16 protein-coding genes and 1 tRNA gene are annotated in these 18,049 nt (G+C 67.4%); 9 read left to right on the forward strand and 8 right to left on the reverse strand.

What is annotated here, in order from left to right; genetic code table 11:
• The first annotated feature begins 10 nt into the window (after nucleotides 1–10).
• On the forward strand, nucleotides 11–994 hold the full coding sequence (locus AC07NC_RS15305) for a TraB/GumN family protein (protein WP_494570037.1): 984 nt from the start codon (nucleotides 11–13) through the stop codon (nucleotides 992–994).
• A 19-nt stretch (nucleotides 995–1,013) separates the two neighbouring features.
• On the opposite strand, the gene AC07NC_RS15310 is transcribed toward AC07NC_RS15305, so the two are convergent.
• Nucleotides 1,014–1,142, reverse strand: coding sequence for a hypothetical protein (locus AC07NC_RS15310; protein ID WP_008259175.1), 129 nt, complete (start codon nucleotides 1,140–1,142; stop codon nucleotides 1,014–1,016).
• Nucleotides 1,143–1,216: 74 nt separating this feature from the next.
• Between AC07NC_RS15310 and AC07NC_RS15315 the strand changes: the two genes are divergently transcribed.
• The 6 genes from AC07NC_RS15315 (at nucleotide 1,217) to AC07NC_RS15340 (ending at nucleotide 9,808) form a co-directional block, all read left to right on the forward strand.
• Nucleotides 1,217–1,291 (forward strand) — tRNA-Gly (locus tag AC07NC_RS15315).
• A gap of 281 nt (nucleotides 1,292–1,572) precedes the next feature.
• On the forward strand, nucleotides 1,573–2,085 hold the full coding sequence (locus AC07NC_RS15320) for an RNA polymerase sigma factor (protein ID WP_494570038.1): 513 nt from the start codon (nucleotides 1,573–1,575) through the stop codon (nucleotides 2,083–2,085).
• Complete coding sequence (locus tag AC07NC_RS15325; protein WP_494570039.1) at nucleotides 2,082–3,110, forward strand: FecR family protein; 1,029 nt, start codon at nucleotides 2,082–2,084, stop codon at nucleotides 3,108–3,110. The genes AC07NC_RS15320 and AC07NC_RS15325 overlap by 4 nt, the downstream gene beginning before the upstream one ends.
• A gap of 131 nt (nucleotides 3,111–3,241) precedes the next feature.
• Nucleotides 3,242–6,799, forward strand: coding sequence for a TonB-dependent receptor (locus AC07NC_RS15330; protein WP_494570040.1), 3,558 nt, complete (start codon nucleotides 3,242–3,244; stop codon nucleotides 6,797–6,799).
• Nucleotides 6,800–7,016: 217 nt separating this feature from the next.
• Nucleotides 7,017–7,541 (forward strand): PraA/PraB family alkane oxidation protein activator, encoded by a 525-nt coding sequence (locus tag AC07NC_RS15335; protein WP_008262642.1) that lies wholly within the window; start codon nucleotides 7,017–7,019, stop codon nucleotides 7,539–7,541.
• 143 nt (nucleotides 7,542–7,684) lie between these two features.
• Nucleotides 7,685–9,808 (forward strand): TonB-dependent receptor, encoded by a 2,124-nt coding sequence (locus tag AC07NC_RS15340; RefSeq protein WP_494570041.1) that lies wholly within the window; start codon nucleotides 7,685–7,687, stop codon nucleotides 9,806–9,808.
• Nucleotides 9,809–9,897: 89 nt separating this feature from the next.
• Here AC07NC_RS15340 and AC07NC_RS15345 read toward each other — a convergent pair whose 3' ends face one another.
• The 3 genes from AC07NC_RS15345 to AC07NC_RS15355 all read right to left on the reverse strand — a co-directional run bounded on the left by AC07NC_RS15345 (nucleotide 9,898) and on the right by AC07NC_RS15355 (nucleotide 12,398).
• A complete protein-coding gene (locus AC07NC_RS15345; RefSeq protein ID WP_494570042.1) occupies nucleotides 9,898–10,128 on the reverse strand; it encodes a hypothetical protein in 231 nt (76 codons plus the stop codon).
• Nucleotides 10,129–10,225: 97 nt separating this feature from the next.
• Nucleotides 10,226–10,783: an ActR/PrrA/RegA family redox response regulator transcription factor gene (locus tag AC07NC_RS15350; RefSeq protein WP_035307519.1), complete on the reverse strand. Its 558-nt coding sequence runs from the start codon at nucleotides 10,781–10,783 to the stop codon at nucleotides 10,226–10,228.
• Between the two features lie 109 nt (nucleotides 10,784–10,892).
• Nucleotides 10,893–12,398, reverse strand: a complete 1,506-nt coding sequence (locus AC07NC_RS15355; RefSeq protein WP_494570043.1) for an ActS/PrrB/RegB family redox-sensitive histidine kinase — start codon at nucleotides 12,396–12,398, stop codon at nucleotides 10,893–10,895.
• A 44-nt stretch (nucleotides 12,399–12,442) separates the two neighbouring features.
• Here AC07NC_RS15355 and AC07NC_RS15360 point away from each other — a divergent pair, with 44 nt between their 5' ends.
• The gene (locus tag AC07NC_RS15360; RefSeq protein WP_494570044.1) at nucleotides 12,443–13,060 is read left to right on the forward strand and encodes an SCO family protein; all 618 of its coding nucleotides are present in this window, start codon (nucleotides 12,443–12,445) and stop codon (nucleotides 13,058–13,060) included.
• On the opposite strand, the gene AC07NC_RS15365 is transcribed toward AC07NC_RS15360, so the two are convergent.
• Together AC07NC_RS15365 and AC07NC_RS15370 are read right to left on the reverse strand one after the other, a co-directional pair.
• Complete coding sequence (locus AC07NC_RS15365; protein WP_494570045.1) at nucleotides 13,057–14,730, reverse strand: peptide chain release factor 3; 1,674 nt, start codon at nucleotides 14,728–14,730, stop codon at nucleotides 13,057–13,059. The two genes, AC07NC_RS15360 and AC07NC_RS15365, sit on opposite strands and share 4 nt — an antisense overlap.
• 31 nt (nucleotides 14,731–14,761) lie before the next feature.
• A complete protein-coding gene (locus tag AC07NC_RS15370; RefSeq protein WP_494570046.1) occupies nucleotides 14,762–16,336 on the reverse strand; it encodes a tetratricopeptide repeat protein in 1,575 nt (524 codons plus the stop codon).
• Between the two features lie 269 nt (nucleotides 16,337–16,605).
• Between AC07NC_RS15370 and AC07NC_RS15375 the strand changes: the two genes are divergently transcribed.
• Nucleotides 16,606–16,761 carry a hypothetical protein gene (locus tag AC07NC_RS15375; RefSeq protein ID WP_164952699.1) on the forward strand — a complete coding sequence of 52 codons (156 nt, stop codon included), beginning with the start codon at nucleotides 16,606–16,608 and terminating at the stop codon, nucleotides 16,759–16,761.
• Nucleotides 16,762–16,854: 93 nt separating this feature from the next.
• Here the strand turns inward: AC07NC_RS15375 and AC07NC_RS15380 are convergent, their stop codons facing one another.
• Together AC07NC_RS15380 and AC07NC_RS15385 are read right to left on the reverse strand one after the other, a co-directional pair.
• The gene (locus AC07NC_RS15380; RefSeq protein WP_008262635.1) at nucleotides 16,855–17,229 is read right to left on the reverse strand and encodes a hypothetical protein; all 375 of its coding nucleotides are present in this window, start codon (nucleotides 17,227–17,229) and stop codon (nucleotides 16,855–16,857) included.
• Between the two features lie 122 nt (nucleotides 17,230–17,351).
• On the reverse strand, nucleotides 17,352–18,002 hold the full coding sequence (locus AC07NC_RS15385) for a DUF1345 domain-containing protein (protein ID WP_154725798.1): 651 nt from the start codon (nucleotides 18,000–18,002) through the stop codon (nucleotides 17,352–17,354).
• Nucleotides 18,003–18,049: the final 47 nt, after the last annotated feature.

Raw genomic sequence — 18,049 nt, forward strand, 5'->3', positions numbered from 1 at the left:
GGAAACAACCATGACCCTTTCCAAACGCCTCAAGTCTTCCGTTTCCACCCTCACCCAGGGCGTCGTCGGCGTCGCCGCCGGCCTGGCCCTGGTCTTCGCCATCGCCGGCGCTCCGGCCCAGGCCCTGGCCCAGCCCCAGACCCAGGCCGCCCCGGCTCCAGCCGCCGCCGCGGCGCCCGCCATTCAGGGCCAGGGACCGGCCCTGTGGGTGGTCAAGGATGCGGACTCGACCCTGTATCTGTTCGGCACGGTCCATGTGCTGCGCCCGACCACCGGCTGGAACAGCCCACGCGTCCAGGCCGCCTTCGAAAGCGCCTCGGACATCTGGTTCGAAATCAGCAATCCCGACGACCAGGCGGCCGTCATCCCCCTGGTGCAGCAATACGGCATGTCGCCCCAGACCCCGCTGTCCAGCCGTCTGACGGCCGAGGAAGTGGCCCAGCTGGACGTCGCCGCCCAGACCATCGGTCTCACCGCCGCACAGATGGAGCCGATGAAGCCCTGGCTGGTCGGTCTGACACTGTCGGTCGCCCCCCTGCTGAAGGCCGGCTATGATCCCCAGTCCGGCGTCGAGCAGGCCTTGAAGGCGCGCGCCATCGCGGCGGGCAAGCCCGTGCATGGTCTGGAAACGATCGAGGAACAGATCGGCATGCTGGCCACCCTGCCTGACGACGTCCAGCTGGAGCTCCTGCGCGAGACGTTGAAGGACTATGATCAGGCGGTGGTCCGGCTCGATTCCATGGTCGAGGCCTGGGCCAAGGGCGACGTTAAAGCCCTGGACAAGATCGTCGTCGAGGAGATGAAGACCGACGCCCCGGAACTGTACAAGGCGCTGCTGGTCGACCGGAACACCGACTGGGCCGACCAGATCCAGACCCAGCTTCAGGGCTCCGGCACCGCCTTCATCGCTGTGGGCGCCGCCCACCTGACCGGCGACGACAGCGTCCAGTCGATCCTGAAATCGCGCGGCGTCGCCGTCGAAAGCGTCGAATAGTTGTCAAGGGCGGCGGCGCTCAGGCCTGATTGACGCCCCAGGCGAAGATCACCCACAGCGCCGCCGCCGCCACGCCCGCCAATATCGTGGCTGCAAGACAGCCGAAGCCGAGGCCGCCCAGGCCGCCGCCGTCGTTTCCTCGCCGCATTTCCCATCCTCCCCGACAAGACCTTGCCCCGCCGCCTTGAGCCGCGCCAGACCTCCGTCTAAGGAAGACGTCGCGCGGGCGTAGTTCAGAGGTAGAACGTCAGCTTCCCAAGCTGAATGTCGTGGGTTCGATTCCCATCGCCCGCTCCAGTTTTCAATACCTTGTCAGCGCTCGCCGATCGGCTCATCCGCGAGCGCGCCAGTGGTTTTGCGAAGAATTCCCCGCTTCGTCCGCCCTGCGGACGCAACGCGTTCCGATTCTGTTCGGCGGAGATGGACGCGCTTCTGAGGGATCGCCTCTCGAGGGCGCCCGGGCGGTCGCTGAAGCAGGGCGTCATCCAACCTTCATGCTTCGTCCCTATCGAAGGCGGCGCTCGGGTTCGGCTCGACGAGGACTAGCCTTCAGATCGGATCACACCGAGTGGCGTAGCATGATGGACAGCCTGCACCGCAGATATCATGCTGATCTGCTGAAGGCCTTGCGCCGGCGTTTCGGCGTCGATCACGACGGGCTGGAGGACGCGATCCAGACCGCCTTCCTGCGCTTCGGCGGCTTGCCGGACCGCCGCTCGGTCGGCAATCCTCGCGCCTTCCTGTTGGTCATGGCGCGAAACCTGGTCCTGAACCAGATGCGCCACGCGGCCGTGGCGCAACGCACGCTCGATCAGGAGACGCAGGCGCCCCTGCTTCCGATCCTGGAAGAACGAACCCCCGAAAGTGTCCTTCTGGAGAGGGAAAGGCACAGGCGATTGAATCAGGCGATCCTTGACCTGCCCGAAGAGGAGCGCAGCCTGCTTGTTATGAGCCGGATTGAAGGCATGACCTACGATGAGATTTCGAAGCGGACCGGTCGGTCTCAGGCGGACATCAGCCGCCGGATTTCGCGCGCCCTCTCCACACTCAAGGCGCGCATGACCGCCGAACTGGACAGGAGCGTGCGTTGACCGCGCCCGTCTTCCCCGATGAGGCGCCCGATGAGGTGATGGACGCCGCCTTCGACTGGCTGTCGGAGTTGAACAGCGGCGCGCCTCTGCCGGCCGAACGGCGGCGGGCGCTGACGACGTGGCTGGAGGCCCAGCCGGCGCATGCCGACGCCTTCGCTGAAGCCCGCGGGCTTTGGGCGGATCTGGACTGGTCCGAGGCCCTGAACGCGGCCGTCTTGCCGGCGGAACCCGTGGCGACGCCGGATCGACGGCGGCTGCCCCGTCGCGAGACCCGTTCAGGGCGCTGGAAACGCTGGGGCGCGCCGGCGGCCGTCGCCGCGGCCATGCTCGGCGCCGTCATGATCGGACCTGATCTGCATCGCCAGGTCATGGCGGCGCTTTGGGTCAGAACCGTGGAAACCGCGACTGGCCCGGCGGAAATCCGCCGCATCGTCCTCTCCGACGGCAGCCGCGTGACCCTGGGCGGTCGATCGATCCTGCGCGTCCGAATGGAAGACGACAGGCGCAAGGTCGAACTTCTGGAAGGCGACGCCTTCTTCGACGTCGCGGCGGCGCCCCAGCGTCCGTTCACGGTCGCGGCCGGTGATCTGACCGTCACCGTCATCGGCACGGCCTTTGAGGTGAATCGCGGCAGCCGGGGCGCCCATGTCGCGGTGTCCCGAGGACGGGTCAGGGCCGCGTCGGCCGAAAGCGTCGCCATCCTGACGCCGGGAGAGGCCGCCACCGTGCGCCCCGACGGATCGCTCGCCGTCCAGACCTTCGACCCGGCGAGCGCGGGGCGCTGGCGCGACCAGCGCGCGGCCTTCCGCGACGCGCCCCTGGGGCAGGTGGTGGAAAGCCTGAACCGCTATCATCCGGCTGGCGTGGTCCTGGAGGATCCCAGTCTGGCCGACCTGCCGGTCACAGTGGCCTTCCGCTTCGACCAGATGGAGATCGCCCTGACCGCCCTGGCGCAAGGCAAGGGTCTGAGCGTGAGACGCGACGCCGCCGGACGCATGGTCATCGGCCGCAAGCGGGGGGCGTAAGGCGAAGTTTTTGTGAAATCTTGCGCCGGCCTGAAACGCCGGTCTTGGTCCGCTGTCCTGTGTAGGTGAGGCGCGCCCAAAGGGAAGCGCCCGCCCCGCGTTCCAACGCGGGATTTCACACGGGGGACTTCATGAAATCTCATTGTTCGAGCCTGAAGGGCTTGTTCCTGGCTTCGACCGCCGCCGTGCTTGCGGCGGGTCTGGCGACGACGCCCGCTGCGGCGCAGGCGGCGTCGGGCGCGTCCGCACAGGGTCGCGCCATCACCATTCCGGCCCAGCCGCTCGGCGCGGCTGTCCAGGCGCTGTCGGAACAGACCGACGCCGTGGTCATCGCCGCCGGCGTGCGGCTGAACGGCCGCCGCAGCGCCGCCGTCTCCGGCGCCGGCACCGTCGAACAGGCCTTGACCACCTTGCTGCGCGGCACCGGACTGGGCTGGCGGCGCGATGTGAACGGGGCCTATGTGATCGCGCCGGCCGCCGACGAGCCGGTGCGGCGGCGTCAGACGACCGCGCCCGCCGCCCTGTCGGCGCCGCAACAGGCGCGCCCCGACGTCGCGGCGCTGGAGGACATCGTCGTCACGGCGCGGCGGATGGAAGAGCGGATCATCGACGTGCCGGTGGCGGTCTCGGCCTTCTCGGCCGAACAGCTGGACGAGCGCAAGATCGAGGGCGGGGCCGAACTGCTGCGCGTGGTGCCCAACGTCAACTTCTCCAAGGACAATTTCACCGGCTATAATTTCTCCATCCGCGGCATCGGGGCCAAGGTGCTGGCCACCACCGCCGATCCGGGCGTGGCCGTGTCGTTCAACAACACCGCCCTGCTCAGAAACCGCCTGTTCGAGCAGGAGTATTTCGACGTCCAGCGGCTCGAGGTGCTGCGCGGGCCGCAGGGCACCCTGTACGGCCGCAACGCCACCGCCGGGGTCGTGAATCTGCTCCCCAACCTGCCCGAACTGGAGCAGTTCTCGATGGACGCCCAGTGGGAGGTCGGCAACCACGACAGCCGTCGCGCCAGGGGCATGATCAACATTCCGGTGGGCGACACCCTGGCGGTCCGCGGCGCCTTCGCCGTGACCCAGCGAGACGGCTTCGATTACAACACCGTCACCGACCAGAACGTCAACGGCCGCGACCTGTGGTCGACGCGCGTGGGCGTGCTGTGGGAACCGACCGAGAACTTCCGCGCCAACTTCCTGTGGGAGCGGTTCCGCGAGGATGATGACCGCGCCCGCACCGGCAAGATGCTGTGCACGCGTGGGGAAACGCCGGAGAGCCTGGCCTGGACGGCTCCGGACGGCACGGCCCAAACTACGCCAATCTTCTCCTACTGGAGCAGCACGACCCTGACCGCCGGCTGCACGCCGTCATCGCTTTATGATGACAAGGCTTTTGGCGTGCCGGACGGTCGCGGCTTCCCGCTGACCGCCGCCATCATCAGCTTCACCGGCGTGTTCGTGAACCCGGTCTGGACCGGCGGCGGCCGCCCGCCGAGGGGATATGCCAGCTCTGCATCCAACGGTTGGGACGGGACCTATCTGTTGCCGCTGTATGTCGACCCGTTCGGCGTCGAGGGCAATCGTCAGTCACCTGACCTGCGCACCATCTCGACGGGATACGATCCGAAGTTCCAGGCCGAGAACGACATCTTCCAGCTCAATCTGGAATGGGACCTGACGCCGGGCCTAACCCTGCATTCCCAGACGCTGTACATGGAGGATTCCTACTCTGGCTTCCAGGACTTTTTCCGCACCTACGCCACGGGCCAGATGTACCGGTATGAGACCCCGGGCCTGGTTCATGGCCTGCCCCGGACGGTCGCCCCGACCTGGGCGCCGTGGATCGGCGAATCCTCGGCCGAGGTGGGGACGGTCTACTCCATGGCCTGGACCGGTCAGGGTATCTGCGGGCCGCTGCCCGACTGCGGGATCCCCTCCGGCGGCGTCTTCCTGGATCCGCAACTGGGCGCCACCGACCGTTTCATGGCCCTGGACCTGAGCCAGGCCGAAAGCACCCAATGGTCGCAGGAATTCCGCTTGCAGTCCGACTGGGATGGGCCGTTCAACTTCAACCTCGGCGCCAACTGGTTGAGGTACAAGACGGAAGAAAACTACTGGATCTTCTCGAACATCTTTTCCATGATGGCGGTCCAGCAGAACGGAATCACACCCGTCAGCTCAGGAAACTTCGACCGGTACTGCAATCTTACGCCCCAGGGCCAGGCGGGCGTCGACGCAGGGACGCTGGATCCTCATACCTGCGCCTATATCGACAACACGCCCCTGAACGACATCATCAACGGTCAGGGCGGAGACGGCCACAACTACATCCGCAGCACCAGCATCAGCCAGACCGAGTCCTGGGCCGTGTTCGGCGAAGGCTACTGGAGCGTGCGTGACGACCTGCGGCTGACCCTGGGCCTGCGCTTCACCGACGACACCAAGACCATCACCCCCGTGCCGACGCAGTTGCTGGCGTCGACGCCCCACGTCTACAAACCCGATGCCACCGGCCTAGTTGGGCGTGGCTATCCCCGCTATCCGGATGAGGAGATGCACTGGGGCGAATGGACCGGTCGGGCGGCCATCGACTGGAAGCCGGACCTGTCGTTCACCAACGACACCCTGATCTATGCCTCCTTCTCGCGGGGCTACAAGGGCGGCGGCGGCAATCCGCGCGACCGGGACTACAATCCCAATCTGGTCAATGTGCCCAGCCTGCCGTCCCGATACGATCCCGAGTTCGTCAATGCCTATGAGATCGGCACGAAGAACAGCCTCGCGGGCGGCAGGCTGGTGTTCAACGCCACCGGCTTCTTCTACGACTACCGGGACTATCAGGTCGCCCAGCTGATCGAGCGGGCGATCCACAACGAGAATTTCGACGCCCACATCTGGGGCGCGGAGTTCGAGACCGCCTGGGCGCCGACCCGGAACTTTCGCCTCGACGCCACCGTGGGACTGCTGAGAACGCGCATCGGCGACGGCGAGGAATCCGTCGATGTCATGAACCGCACCCAGGGCAATCCCGACTGGGTGGTCATCAAACCCTGGCCGGGCAGCCCTTCGACCTGCATCGTCCCGGCGGACGTCGTCGGTCGCCTCATCAACCGGAATGATGAGGTCGGTACGACGTTCCCGAACCTGCTGGGGAGTCTTTCTCTCCGGACGCTCTGCCCGGACCGCCAGTTGATCAATAGCTGGGTGCCCGGGTCGGGATCGCAGTACAACTACGCCGACGGCTGGACCGATGCATGGCAGGCTCTGGAGCCGCTGTCCTACAATCCGTTCGACGCCCCTAACGGCGGGCGGGGCTTCTCGGCCGACCTGTCGGGCAATGAACTGCCCAACGCCCCACGCTGGACCTTCAACATCGGCGCCCAGTACCGGATCGAGCTGCCGGCCGGCTGGGACCTGATGCTGCGAGGCGACTACTACCGCCAGGCGGACAGCTGGATGCGGGTCTATAATCTGCGGCCGTACGACCGGCTGGAGGGTTGGGGAAACGCCAACCTGTCGATGACCCTGACCAACCGGACCTCCGACCTGGTGGTCCAGGCCTATGTGAAGAACGTCCTTGACGACACCCCCATCACCGACGGCTTCACCGGGCCCGACGACCTGGGCAACGCCACCAACGTCTTCACCCTCGACCCGCGGATCATAGGAGTATCGGTCAAGAAATCGTTCTGAGGAAAAGCTTCACTGTGAATTGATTTTGGCGTCGGACTTCTCAGCAGTCCGGCGCCTCGTCGTGTCCAATTTTATGTATTGAATGTAGTCTATTCGATTTCATCAAGATGAAGCCTGATTGTCGCAATCTAAATCTAAGGTTGATTTGTCGCCAAACGGCGATGGAGCTCCAAATGGAAAGTGCGTTTTCTATCAACCCTAGAAAAGGACTTCGACCATGACACATCTGTACAAGGCGGCTGCGGCCGCCGTCGCCTCCCTGGCCCTGATGGCCGGCGCCTCGGCCGCTTCGGCCCAGACCCTGGGTTTCAACCAGGCCGGTCAGGCCGTCACCGCCAGCGGCCAACTGATCCAGAACGTTTCTTATCCGGGCGTCATCCAAACGACCTGCAACGTCAGCATCTACGGTACGGTGGCCGCAGACGGCAAAAGCATCGTCTTTGACGACTACGATGGCGTTCAGGCCCCCGGCGACGGCGGCAATCTCGCCTGCGGCGATTCGCTGGAATTCCCGATCAAGGTGACGGCCTCGGCCGCCAACCAGATCAACCTGGATCAGTTCAAAGTTGGTACCCGTGGCGGTCCGTGCAACGCCACGAACTATAAGATGGCCTATGCCGGCAACACCGCCACCTTCGACGGTGCGTATTTCGGCAGCCCCGCCATCTGCCGCGCCTCCGGCAGCCTGACCCTGACCCGTGACTCCAACGGCGCAGCGGTCAACATCGTCACCCTGCCCTAAAAGGCTGACGTCCGACTTGAAGCAAGGCGCGCGTCCCTCGTCGCGCCTTGCTTCTCCCTCTCCAACTGATGAGGCTTGGCCCTGACGGCGTCCGATTCGGACAACGCACGGGAACCCCGGGCGGCGCAGAAGAGGACCTCGACGTGGCTGGTCTGGCGTTCGTTCTCCTGACCTTTTCGGCCGCCGGGCTTGCGCCGCAGTCGGCGGCCCCGGACGCGATCCCGCCCGTCGTGCTGGACGATGTCGAGGTTCTGGCCCAGCGAGGACGCGCCCTGGTCGCCCCCGAGCGGGAGCTGGACGGGGCCCAGATCGACGCCCTGGGCGCCTATGACATCGGCGAGGCGATCCGGCGTCTCAGCGAAGACTACGCTCTGGGCGAGGCGCCGATGATCGTCGTCAACGGCCGGCGCATGGCCGACCCCGGCGTCTTCTCCGGCTTTCCGCCCGACGCCCTGGTGCGGATCGAGGTGCTGCCGCCCGAGGCGGCGGGCCTGTACGGCGCGGGCGATCCCGCGCGTCGGGTGGTCAACATCGTGCTGCAGCGCCGTTTCGCCAGCCGCGACGGCCGGGCCGAACTGAACCGCCCCACCGCCGGCGGGACGTCGCGCGCCGCGCTGGACCTGCGGCGGTCCTCCATCATCGAGACCCGCACGCGCCAGTTGGGCCTGAAGGCGGACCGGACGACGGCCCTGCGCGCGGGCGAGCGCGACCTGACGCGGGATCCGGCGCCGGGGGGCGATGCGGCCACCCTGCGGCCGGCCTCCGAAAACTACGCCGCCGACCTGGTCCAGACCGGGGCGTTCGGCGACTGGTCCGCCAGTCTGAGAGCCAACGCGCGGGCTCAGGAGAGCCGGACTGTCTCGGTGCGCGACGGGGAGGCGGCCGAGAGCCGGCGAAGCCATCAGGGCCTCAGCCTGACGGGCGGGCTGAACGGCGCACTGGCCGGCTGGTCGACCCAGGTCATGCTGAGCAGCCTGTGGTCGCGGGGCGAGCAGTCGGGCCTTTCGCCGTCCCAGTCCGAACAGCAGTCGATCTCGGCCAACCTGGCGCTGGGCCGTCCCCTGCTCGACCTGCCCGCCGGCCCGGTGAACGTCAACCTGTCGGGGCAGGCGTCGCGCGCCCGCTCGGTCGTCGAACGTCCGCAGGGGGACCAAACCTCGACCGGGCGAACGCTCGGCCTGAACGGCGGGGTGTCGATGCCCCTGGCGCGGCGATCGGGCGACGGGGACGACGGCCTGTGGGGCGATCTGCTGATGACCCTGGGCGCCGACCTGAGCGAGAGCGATTCCGGCCGGGGCGAGGGGCTGAACGCCGCCCTGTCGTGGACGCCGATGTCTGCCTTGAGGTTCAACGCCAGCCTTTCCAGCGCCCGGCGCACCGTCCCCGACCTCCAGCGCTTCGAGCCCGAGTATTATGGCGAACCCGTCGTGGTGTTTGATTTCGTCAGAGGGGAGTCGGTCGAGGTGCTGCCGATCCTGGGCGGCGATCCCGGCCTTCGCCCGCCCCGCTCCGACCACCTGATGCTGTCGGCGGCGGCCGGTCCCTTCACCGCCCTGGCGCTGCAGGGCGGCGTGAATTTCGAACGGGCGGAGGCGGTGGACGACATCGGCGCCCTGCCGGCGCCGACGCCCCAGTTGGAGGCGGCCTTTCCGGAGCGGTTCCAGCGGGACGCCTCGGGCCGGCTGGTCAGCATCGACCAGCGGCCCCTCAACATCCGCTCGGCGCTGAGCGAAAGCCTGAGCAGCAGTCTGACGGCCAACGTGCCGCTGGGGGGCGAGGGCGCACGGCGGGGCGTGCTGCGCGTGACGCTGAACCACAGCTGGCGATTGACGAACCGGACGACGATCCATGAGGCCTTGCCGGAGCTGGACCGGCTGGCCGGCGACGGGGGGGGCGTGTCGCGTCAGTCTCTGGGCCTGTCGATCGATGCGCGGCGAGGGCGATGGGGCGTCAACATCGGCGCCCGCTGGCGGGACGGATATCGCTTCAGGCGGGAGTTCGGACGCGACGGCCCGGACGATCTGCGCATTGCGCCGTTCAGCGCCGTCAATCTCAAGCTGACGCGCAAGTTCGAGCGCGCCATCGCCGGTCGGGATGAGGGGACGCGGCGCGGCGTCGGTCTTCAAGTGGAGCTGGAGATCGCCAACCTGTTCGACGCCCGCCCCAAGGCGCGCCTGGGTGACGGACGCCCTGCGCCCGGCTATGGACGGGATGATCAGGATCCGCTGGGACGCACGGTTCAACTGACCCTGAAACGCCGATTTTGAGGCGGACGGTCGATGTCGCCCGATATCAGGCTGAATGTCGGGGTTCGATCCCCCCAACCCGCTTCAGGCGCCCGCCCGCGTCTTGAGGATCAGCGCCGAGGCGCCGAGCGCAGCCTGGCCGAACGGCCAGCGGCGCCGCGTTCCGCACTGAAACGGCACAGGTAGCGGCGGAACAGTTCGCCCTGTTGGTAGGCGGTCTCTTTCGTGGTCGTGTCGCCGGTCACGGCCGCTTCGCCGTCATCGCCCAGCACGCGCCAGTTCCACAGGCCGGGGCGGACCTCGGCCAGATGCAGGGCGAAATCGGTGTGTTGCACGGCCATGCCTGATCCGTCCCAAAGCGAGAAGCTGGTCCGGCGTGACGCAATTTTGCGGCCACCCGTGGATCAGCTCAGGTCGGGGGCGGGGCGGCCGCCCGGTTCAGCGCGGGGCGCGCTTGGCCAGGATGCGTTGCAGGGTGCGGCGGTGCATGCCCAGGCGACGCGCGGTCTCCGAGACATTGTGGTCGCACAGTTCATAGACGCGCTGGATATGTTCCCAGCGCACCCGGTCGGCGCTCATCGGATTGTCCGGCGGCTCGGGCGCCTCGTCGGCCGTGGCCAGCAGGGCCTTGACCACGTCGTCGGCGTCGGCGGGCTTGGACAGATAGTCGACGGCCCCGGCCTTGACTGCGGCCACGGCCGTGGCGATGGCGCCGTATCCGGTCAGCATGACGATACGGGCGTCTGCGCGCCGGTCGCGCACCGCCTCGACGACCTTCAGGCCGTTGCCGTCCTCCAGCCGCATGTCCAGCACGGCGAAGGCCGGGGCCTTGTCGCGCAGCAACCGGGTGGCCTCGGCGACGGACTCGGCGGTCGTCACCTCGAAGCCGCGCGCCTCCAGCGCCCGCCCCATTCGGGTGCGCAGGGCCTGGTCGTCGTCCAGCAGCAGCAGGGACTTGTCGGGCAGGGCGGCGATACGGGCGTCTATCTCGGGCATGGGTCTCTCCTGCCGGTTCAAGTCGGGGCGGGGCGGGTCGGGGTCAAGGCCAAGGTTCAACCCTGCGACTCTTCGACCCAATACGCAGGTTGGGCGGGACTGGACCCTTTCAGGCCGCCACCTCCAGGGCCGGGCGCGCCCACCGCACCGCCACGCGGGCGCCGCGCGCAGGGCTGCGGGCGTCGGAGGGGACTTCGGGCCGCGGCAGACCCTGGCCGACGCTGACCACGCCCCCGGTCCGCTCCAGCAGGGTGCGGGCGATGAAGAAGCCCAGACCCATGCCGCCCTGGCTGGGGGCGATGGGCGTCTCGGCCCCGGTGTTGCGCCGCCGGGACGTGGCGGCGGCGATCTGGGCGGCCAGGGCCAGGCGCGCCTTGCCCTGGGGGCGGCTGGTCACATAGGGCTCGCCCAGCCGGGGCAGGATGTCGCCGGCGAAGCCGGGGCCGTCGTCCAGGATGGCGATCTCGATCCAGCCGGCGTCGACCAGGGCCTGGACCCGCACGGTGGAGGCGGCGAAATCGGCGGCGTTCTCGACCAGGGTCGACAGGCCGTGGACCACCTCGGGCATCCGGCGCACGCGCGGGGCGGGCTGGCCGGGCGGGGTCTTGACCAGAACCTCGAAGTTCAGATCGAACCCCCGGTGCGGCTCCACCACCTCTTCCAGCAGGGCCTTCAGCGCCACATCGGCGTACAGGGCGTCGTCGCCCTCGGGCTGTTGCGACAGCTGGGTCAGTATGCCCCGGCACCGCTCGGCCTGTTGCAGGATCAGGGCGGCGTCCTCGGCCGCGTCGCTGTCAGGGGCCGAGGCGCGCTGAAGCTCCTTGGCCACCACCTGGATGGTCGCCAGCGGCGTGCCCAGTTCGTGAGCCGCCGCCGCCGCCAGCCCGCCCAGGGCCGCCAGCCTCTGCTCGCGCTGCAGCACGTCCTGGGTCGTGGCCAGGGCCAGTTCCAGCTTCTCGGCGTCGGCCGCCACCCGCCAGGCGTAGCCGGCGGTGAACACCACCCCGGTCACCAGGGCCATGGCCATGCCGAGCCGATAGAGCAGGGGCAGGTGGAAGTTCTCGTGGGCGCGCCAGGGCAGGGGCTCGGACCAGAAGAACAGCACCCCGACCGCGATCAGGGCCAGCAGGCCCAGCAAAAGGGCCTGGCGGGCGGGCAGGGCCGCCGCGGCGATCGTCACCGGCGCCACCAGCAGCAGGCAGAAGGGGTTCTCCAGCCCGCCGGTCAGGCCCAGCAGCAGGCCCAGCTGGAAGATGTCGAACCCCAGATGGACGGCCGTGGTTCGCCCGTCCGGCAGGCTGGCCTCCAGCCGCCGCACCCGCGCCATGGCCCCGACATTGACCGCCGCGCTGACGGCGATGACGATCAGGCAGGGCCACAAGGGCAGGGGGAAGTGCAGGCCCTGCGACGCCGTCAATATGGCCACGCTCTGGCCCAGGATCGTCAGCCAGCGCAGGACGATCAGGGTCCGCAGCGAAAAGCCGCGCCCCCGCCGCGGCGCCTCGCGCCAACCCGCTTCGGACAGGCCGGCGTCGGCCAAGGAAGCGCCGGACAGACTCCCCTCTGAAGGGGCCGGGGGCGCATGCGGCGCGATGCGGTCTTCTGTCGAGGTCACGGGCCTTCTATAGACCGGGTCTGAGGTTTTCGTCAGAGGTCGTCATGCCGCGTCGTTCCATCCTGCTGTTCGCAGGCGCCTGTATCGCCATCGCCGCCGCCCTGGCCATCGTCACCGTGGTGGTGGTGTCAGGCCGTGGCCCGGCGGCTGGCGAGGTCTCCTCCACTGGCCAGCCCCTGGTCGGCGGCGACTTCCAGCTGGTGAACCAGGACGGGGCGCCCGTCGATCAGACGATGCTGAACGGCAAATGGAGCCTGGTCTTCTTCGGCTTCACCTACTGCCCCGAATTCTGCCCCACCACCCTGGCCGAACTGGCGGCGGTGCAGCAGCGGCTGGGCGACAAGGCCGACGACCTCCAGATCGTCTTCGTCAGCATCGACCCCGAACGCGACACGCCCCGGCAGCTGAAGGACTATCTGTCCTCAGACGGCTTCCCCAGGGGGACCATCGGCCTGACGGGCACGCCGGAACAGGTCGCCCAGGCGGCCAAGGCCTATCGCGCCTATTACGAGAAGGTCGGCGAGGGCGAGGGTTACACGATGAACCACTCGCTGACCGTCTATCTGATGGGCCCGGACGGCAAGTTCCGCACCGCCGTCGCCTATGGCCTGGGTCCGGACAAGGCGACCAAGATCATCGAAGACGCGATGGCGCGGGGTTAACCCCGCTCCTTGGTCTTGGTGAAGGCCACCTTGGGAAAGCGTTCGCCGACATAGCCGGTCTCCCAGCTGGACTTGGCCAGGAAGACCGGGGCCTGGTCGATGTCGCGGGCCATCTGGGGGCGGTATTTGCCGCTGAAGTCCTCGATGTCCGCGTCGGTTCCCCCCGAAGCTGGAGTGACCCAGCGCGCCTCGGCGTAGGGGGACGGCTCGAAGAGGACGTCCAGGCCGTATTCCTCGCCCAGGCGGTCGGCCATGACCTCGAACTGCAGCTGGCCCACGGCGCCGACGATGAAGTCGGCCCCGATCTCCGGGCGGAACAGCTGGGTCACGCCCTCTTCGGCCAGGCCCTCCAGCGCCTTCTTCAGGTGTTTGGCCTTCAGCGGGTCCTTGACCCGCACCCGTTGCAGGATTTCCGGCGCGAAGTTCGGCAGGCCGGCGAACCGGACCACCCCGCTTTCCGACAGGCTGTCGCCGACGCGCAGCACGCCGTGGTTCGGGATCCCGATCACGTCGCCGGCGAAGGCGTCGTCGGCCAGTTCGCGGTCACTGGCGAAGAACATGATCGGGGCATTGACCGACAGGGACTTGCCGGTGTTCTGGACCTTCAGCTTCATGCCGCGCTTGAAGGCGCCCGAGGCCATGCGGAACATGGCGATCCGGTCGCGGTGGTTGGGGTCCATATTGGCCTGGACCTTGAAGACGAAGCCGGTGACCTCGTCGGCGCCGGGCTCGACCACCGTATCGACGGGGGCGGGGGCGTTGCGGGTCTCGGGCGGGGATTCCTTCCTGGCCTTCATCACCTTGGGCGCCGGGGCCCAGTCGCCGATGGCCTTCAGCAGTTCGTCGATGCCGAAGTGGCGCAGGGCCGAACCCCACAGGACCGGGGTCATATGGCCCTCCAGGAAGGCCTGACGGTCAAAGGCCGGATAGCCGCCCTCGACCAGTTCGACGGCCTCGGCCAGGGCGTCCTGCTCGCCCGCCTCGAAATACTGGGCCGCCTGGTCCAGGGGCAGGGCTGCGGGGTGTTCGGGATCCTCGGCCGAACCGGCGATCTTGCGGGTATAGGGCTGGAACCGGCCGGTCCCGACCTCGACCATGCCGCGCAGACGATTGCCGCTCTCGGCCGGCCACCAGATGGGCGCCGGGTCCAGTTGCAGCCGGGACGCGATGTCGTCCAGCAGGGTCATCGGATCCTGGGCCTCGCGGTCCAGCTTGTTGATGAAGGTGATGATCGGGATGTCGCGCAGGCGGCAGACCTCGAACAGCTTCAGCGTCTGCGGCTCGATCCCCTTGGCGGCGTCCAGCACCATGATGGCGCAGTCGGCGGCGGTCAGGGTGCGATAGGTGTCTTCGGAGAAGTCCTCGTGCCCCGGCGTGTCGAGCAGGTTGAACATCTTGCCGTCGTGCTCGAACGTCATGACCGAGGCGCTGACGGAAATCCCGCGCTCCTTCTCGATCTTCATCCAGTCGGACCGGGTCCGCCGGTTCTCGCCCCGCGCCCGCACGGCGCCGGCCGCGCGAATGGCGCCGCCGGCCAGCAGGATATGCTCGGTCAGGGTCGTCTTGCCCGCATCCGGGTGGGCGATGATGGCGAAGGTCCGGCGCCTCGCCGCTTCGGCGGCGAGAGTCCTTGAAGACTTGGCCGCTTCCTCGGGCAGTGTCAGTGTCATGGCGCGCGACTAGCGCGCCCGGGCGTGAAAGTCACTCGCTGGCGGGCGCCGGAGGCGATTCAGGGCTGTCTTCCGATGGAGACTCGGGCTGGGAGGCTGTCGCGCCGTCAAGCGGCTCCTCCAGCGTGGGCGATGGCTCCCCGCCCTCGAGCGCGGCGATCATCCGCGCCGCCATGTCCGCCGCGCCGTCGCCGTGCGGATTATTCGCCAGGGGTTTAAGCAGCCTGACCGCCTCTTCCTTTTCTTCGGTTTCGATCAAGACGGCGGCGTAGCTCAGGCGGACCTCGGCCAGTTGCGGCGCCCGGTCAAAGGCGAGGCCCAGCGTCAGCATGTCGTTCTCATTGGGATAGCCGGGCTCGCCACTACGCATCTCGCCGATCAGCATCAGCGTCCGATAGTCGTTGTTGGCGGCGGCATAGGCGCGGCCCAGATAGGTTCTCGCCTCGCGCTTCAGCGCCATGCTCTCGGCGGCGTCCTCGACGTCGCGCGCGCGACGCAGGCGTTCCTGGGCCAGGAACTGCAAGGCCTCGACGTTGTCGGGCTCTAGCTCGATCAGCCGTTGCAGAGCGCGTTCTCCAGCCGGGCGGTCGCCGAAATGCATGCCGGCGTGACCGGCGGCCAGCAAGGCGAGCGGGTCGTCGCCGTGGCGGGCGGCGATGCTCGCCACCTCCTGCCCCAGGGCGGCCCGATCCTCGTCCTCCACGCCGATTTTCAGTCTCTGGTTGATCAGCAGCAGGTCGTTCGCCGAACGGGGCAGGCGGGTTACGGTTATGTCCGCAGGCGGGAAGTCGCCCGTGATGACCCGCACGACCAGCGATCTTTGGTTCAGATATCGACGCAGGGCGGTGCGCAACTCGCCCATGGTCATGCCGGTTGCGGTCTCCATGGCCTCCACAGGATCGCCGCCGTTGCCGACTGAGGTCAGATAGGCGCTCAACTGCTGAAGACGCGCGGGATCGCTGAAGAACCAATGGGTCAGCAACCAGGCGACCGGATAATAGGTTTCGCGATAGCTGCTGCGCGTAATCTCCGCCGGCCGCGACCGCAGCAGCATCTCCAGTGGGATCCAACTGCCGTTGAACAGCCAATAGGCCCGGTTTTCGCTATAGCCGCCCACCTGAATCTTGCCGCCGTCGATGTCGGCGGTCATGTAGTATTCGGCGAAACCTTCGACGAACCAGCCGGGATAGGCGGCCGGCATGCTGCCCAACATGAAATGGTGGACGTATTCATGGAGCAGGATTTCGTCGTTCTCGCCGCGGATGGCCACCGCGAATATGTCTTCGGATGTCGGGAAATAGGTGCCGACCACATTCTGTGGGGTGGAGGGGTGCACTCGCAGCAGACCGGACCTGGAGTTCACCAGATAGATGGGCAGTTTGCGGGCCGGCGCCTCGTTCATCGGAAAGCCTGACCGATAGCGCATGACCCGGTCGAAGGTTTCCAGCTTCTGGACATACTCCCTGAGCGAACGCTCGCTGCCCTCGCTATAGACGATGAAGCGTTCGCTTTCCGCCTTCAGCCAATCCGCACGCGCCGTTGTCGCCGTCAGAGTCAGCGCCGCTAAGGCGACCGCCAATACGGCGCCCAGTCCGGATATCTTCATGGCCTGCTCCTCGTCCCCGCCGAACGGGACTGACTAGTCCCGTCTCCCCCGACCTTCGATTTGTCGCAAAGGTTGTGCGGAATCGTAAAGAGCCGTGTGCATGTCGCGCGAAGAATTCTGCTCTCTGCGCGCGATTTGCGCCACATCAAATAACCCCTCGCCATAAGGGGCTATTGGAGTCATTGTCGGGTCTGAGAAGACGATCAGGCCGTCAGAGCCCGGCGCTTCTCTCCCGGATCGATCCGGGACCATAGGGAAAGGAAATGACGATGGCTGTTATCCATCCTGAGGACCGCGCCGTCGGTCTCGACCGTTCGAAATTCGAGCGCCCGCACAGGCTGCACCCCGCTTTCGGACTGGTGATCGGCTTCGGCTTCATCTTCGCCGCCGCGGCCGTCGTCCACGCCTTGTTCACGGCGTTCTGAAGGCGCGACGACATTTGGCGCGGCCGTTTGACCGGTCGCTTCACGGAATAAACAGGCGTCTGGGGATCCGCCTCAGACGATGAGCGGAGACGGTCAGGCGGCCAGACGGTTCCACACGGCGCGATCCGCCGCGATCGCGTCCAGCCGGCGGCCCTTTTCCTGCAACTGCCTCATCACCACGTCGGGCAGGGTGCAGAAGCGCGGCTCGACCAGGTCGGGATTGCAGGCGGCTGTCGGCGCGGCGAACAGGGCGGCGTTGACCTCGGGGCTGCGCTCGGCGATCAGCCAGGCCAGACGGCGCGCGCGGCCCGGATCGTTGCGGTGCAGCAGCGGATCCTCGGCGAACAGTTCGCAGCCCAGTTCCAGCACATAGTCGAAGCCCAGCTTCTCGAACCGGCGCGCGTCGGCGGGCGTGACCGGACAGGCCTCGTCCAGGTCGAACACGACGTCGTTCAGAAGAAACAGCATGGGCGAGACGCTTCTTGCGATCCGGACGGGAGGTCGTCCGTACACACAGCCTTACGCCCCAGTCGCTTGCGGTCCCGTTCACGGACGCGGTTAAGCCTTTCTGACCGGGCGATCCGGGAATTCTACGAAACGCCCACCAATCCGACCGCCAGATTCACCGCCAGGGCCAGGATCACCGTGTTGAAAACAAAGGCGGTCAGGCTGTGCACGGTCGACAGCCGACGGATGCCCCGATCGGCGATCTGGACGTCTGCCGTCTGGGACGCCACCCCGATGATCAGGGCGAAATGCAGAAAGTCCCAATAGTCGGGCTCGGTTTCGCCGGGGAAGATCAGGCCGCCCCGGTCCTTGCCGTGGTCGCCGTGCTGATAGAAGGCGTGGGCGTAGTGCAGGGTGAAGATCAGGTGGATGAAGGTCCAGGACAGGGTCACGGTCCCCAGGGCCAGCAGACCAAGGATCGGCGAGCCGCCGGCCTGCACCGCCTCGCCGACGACCACCACGATACTGGCCACCGCCGCCAGCAGGCTGAGAGGCAGCACGGCGCCGCCGGTCTGGTCCAGGGCCGCCGCGCGCCTGCGAATGGCGTTGGCGTCCTGGACCAGGGCCATACGGGTCAGGGTGGCGGCGATAAAGACTGCGACCCCCGCGATCCAGCCATAGGCCATCCGGGTCAAAGCGCTTTCACCGGCCGGGATCAGCAGGGCGACCAGGATCACCACACCCAGGCTGGAAAACAGGACGCCGTACAGGCGCAGGGTGCGAAACAGACTCATGGTCGGATCATGACGCCCCATGCGCGTGCCGCAAGCGCTAGACGAAA

It is taken from the genome of Brevundimonas sp. GW821-FHT10A07, assembly GCF_059415785.1.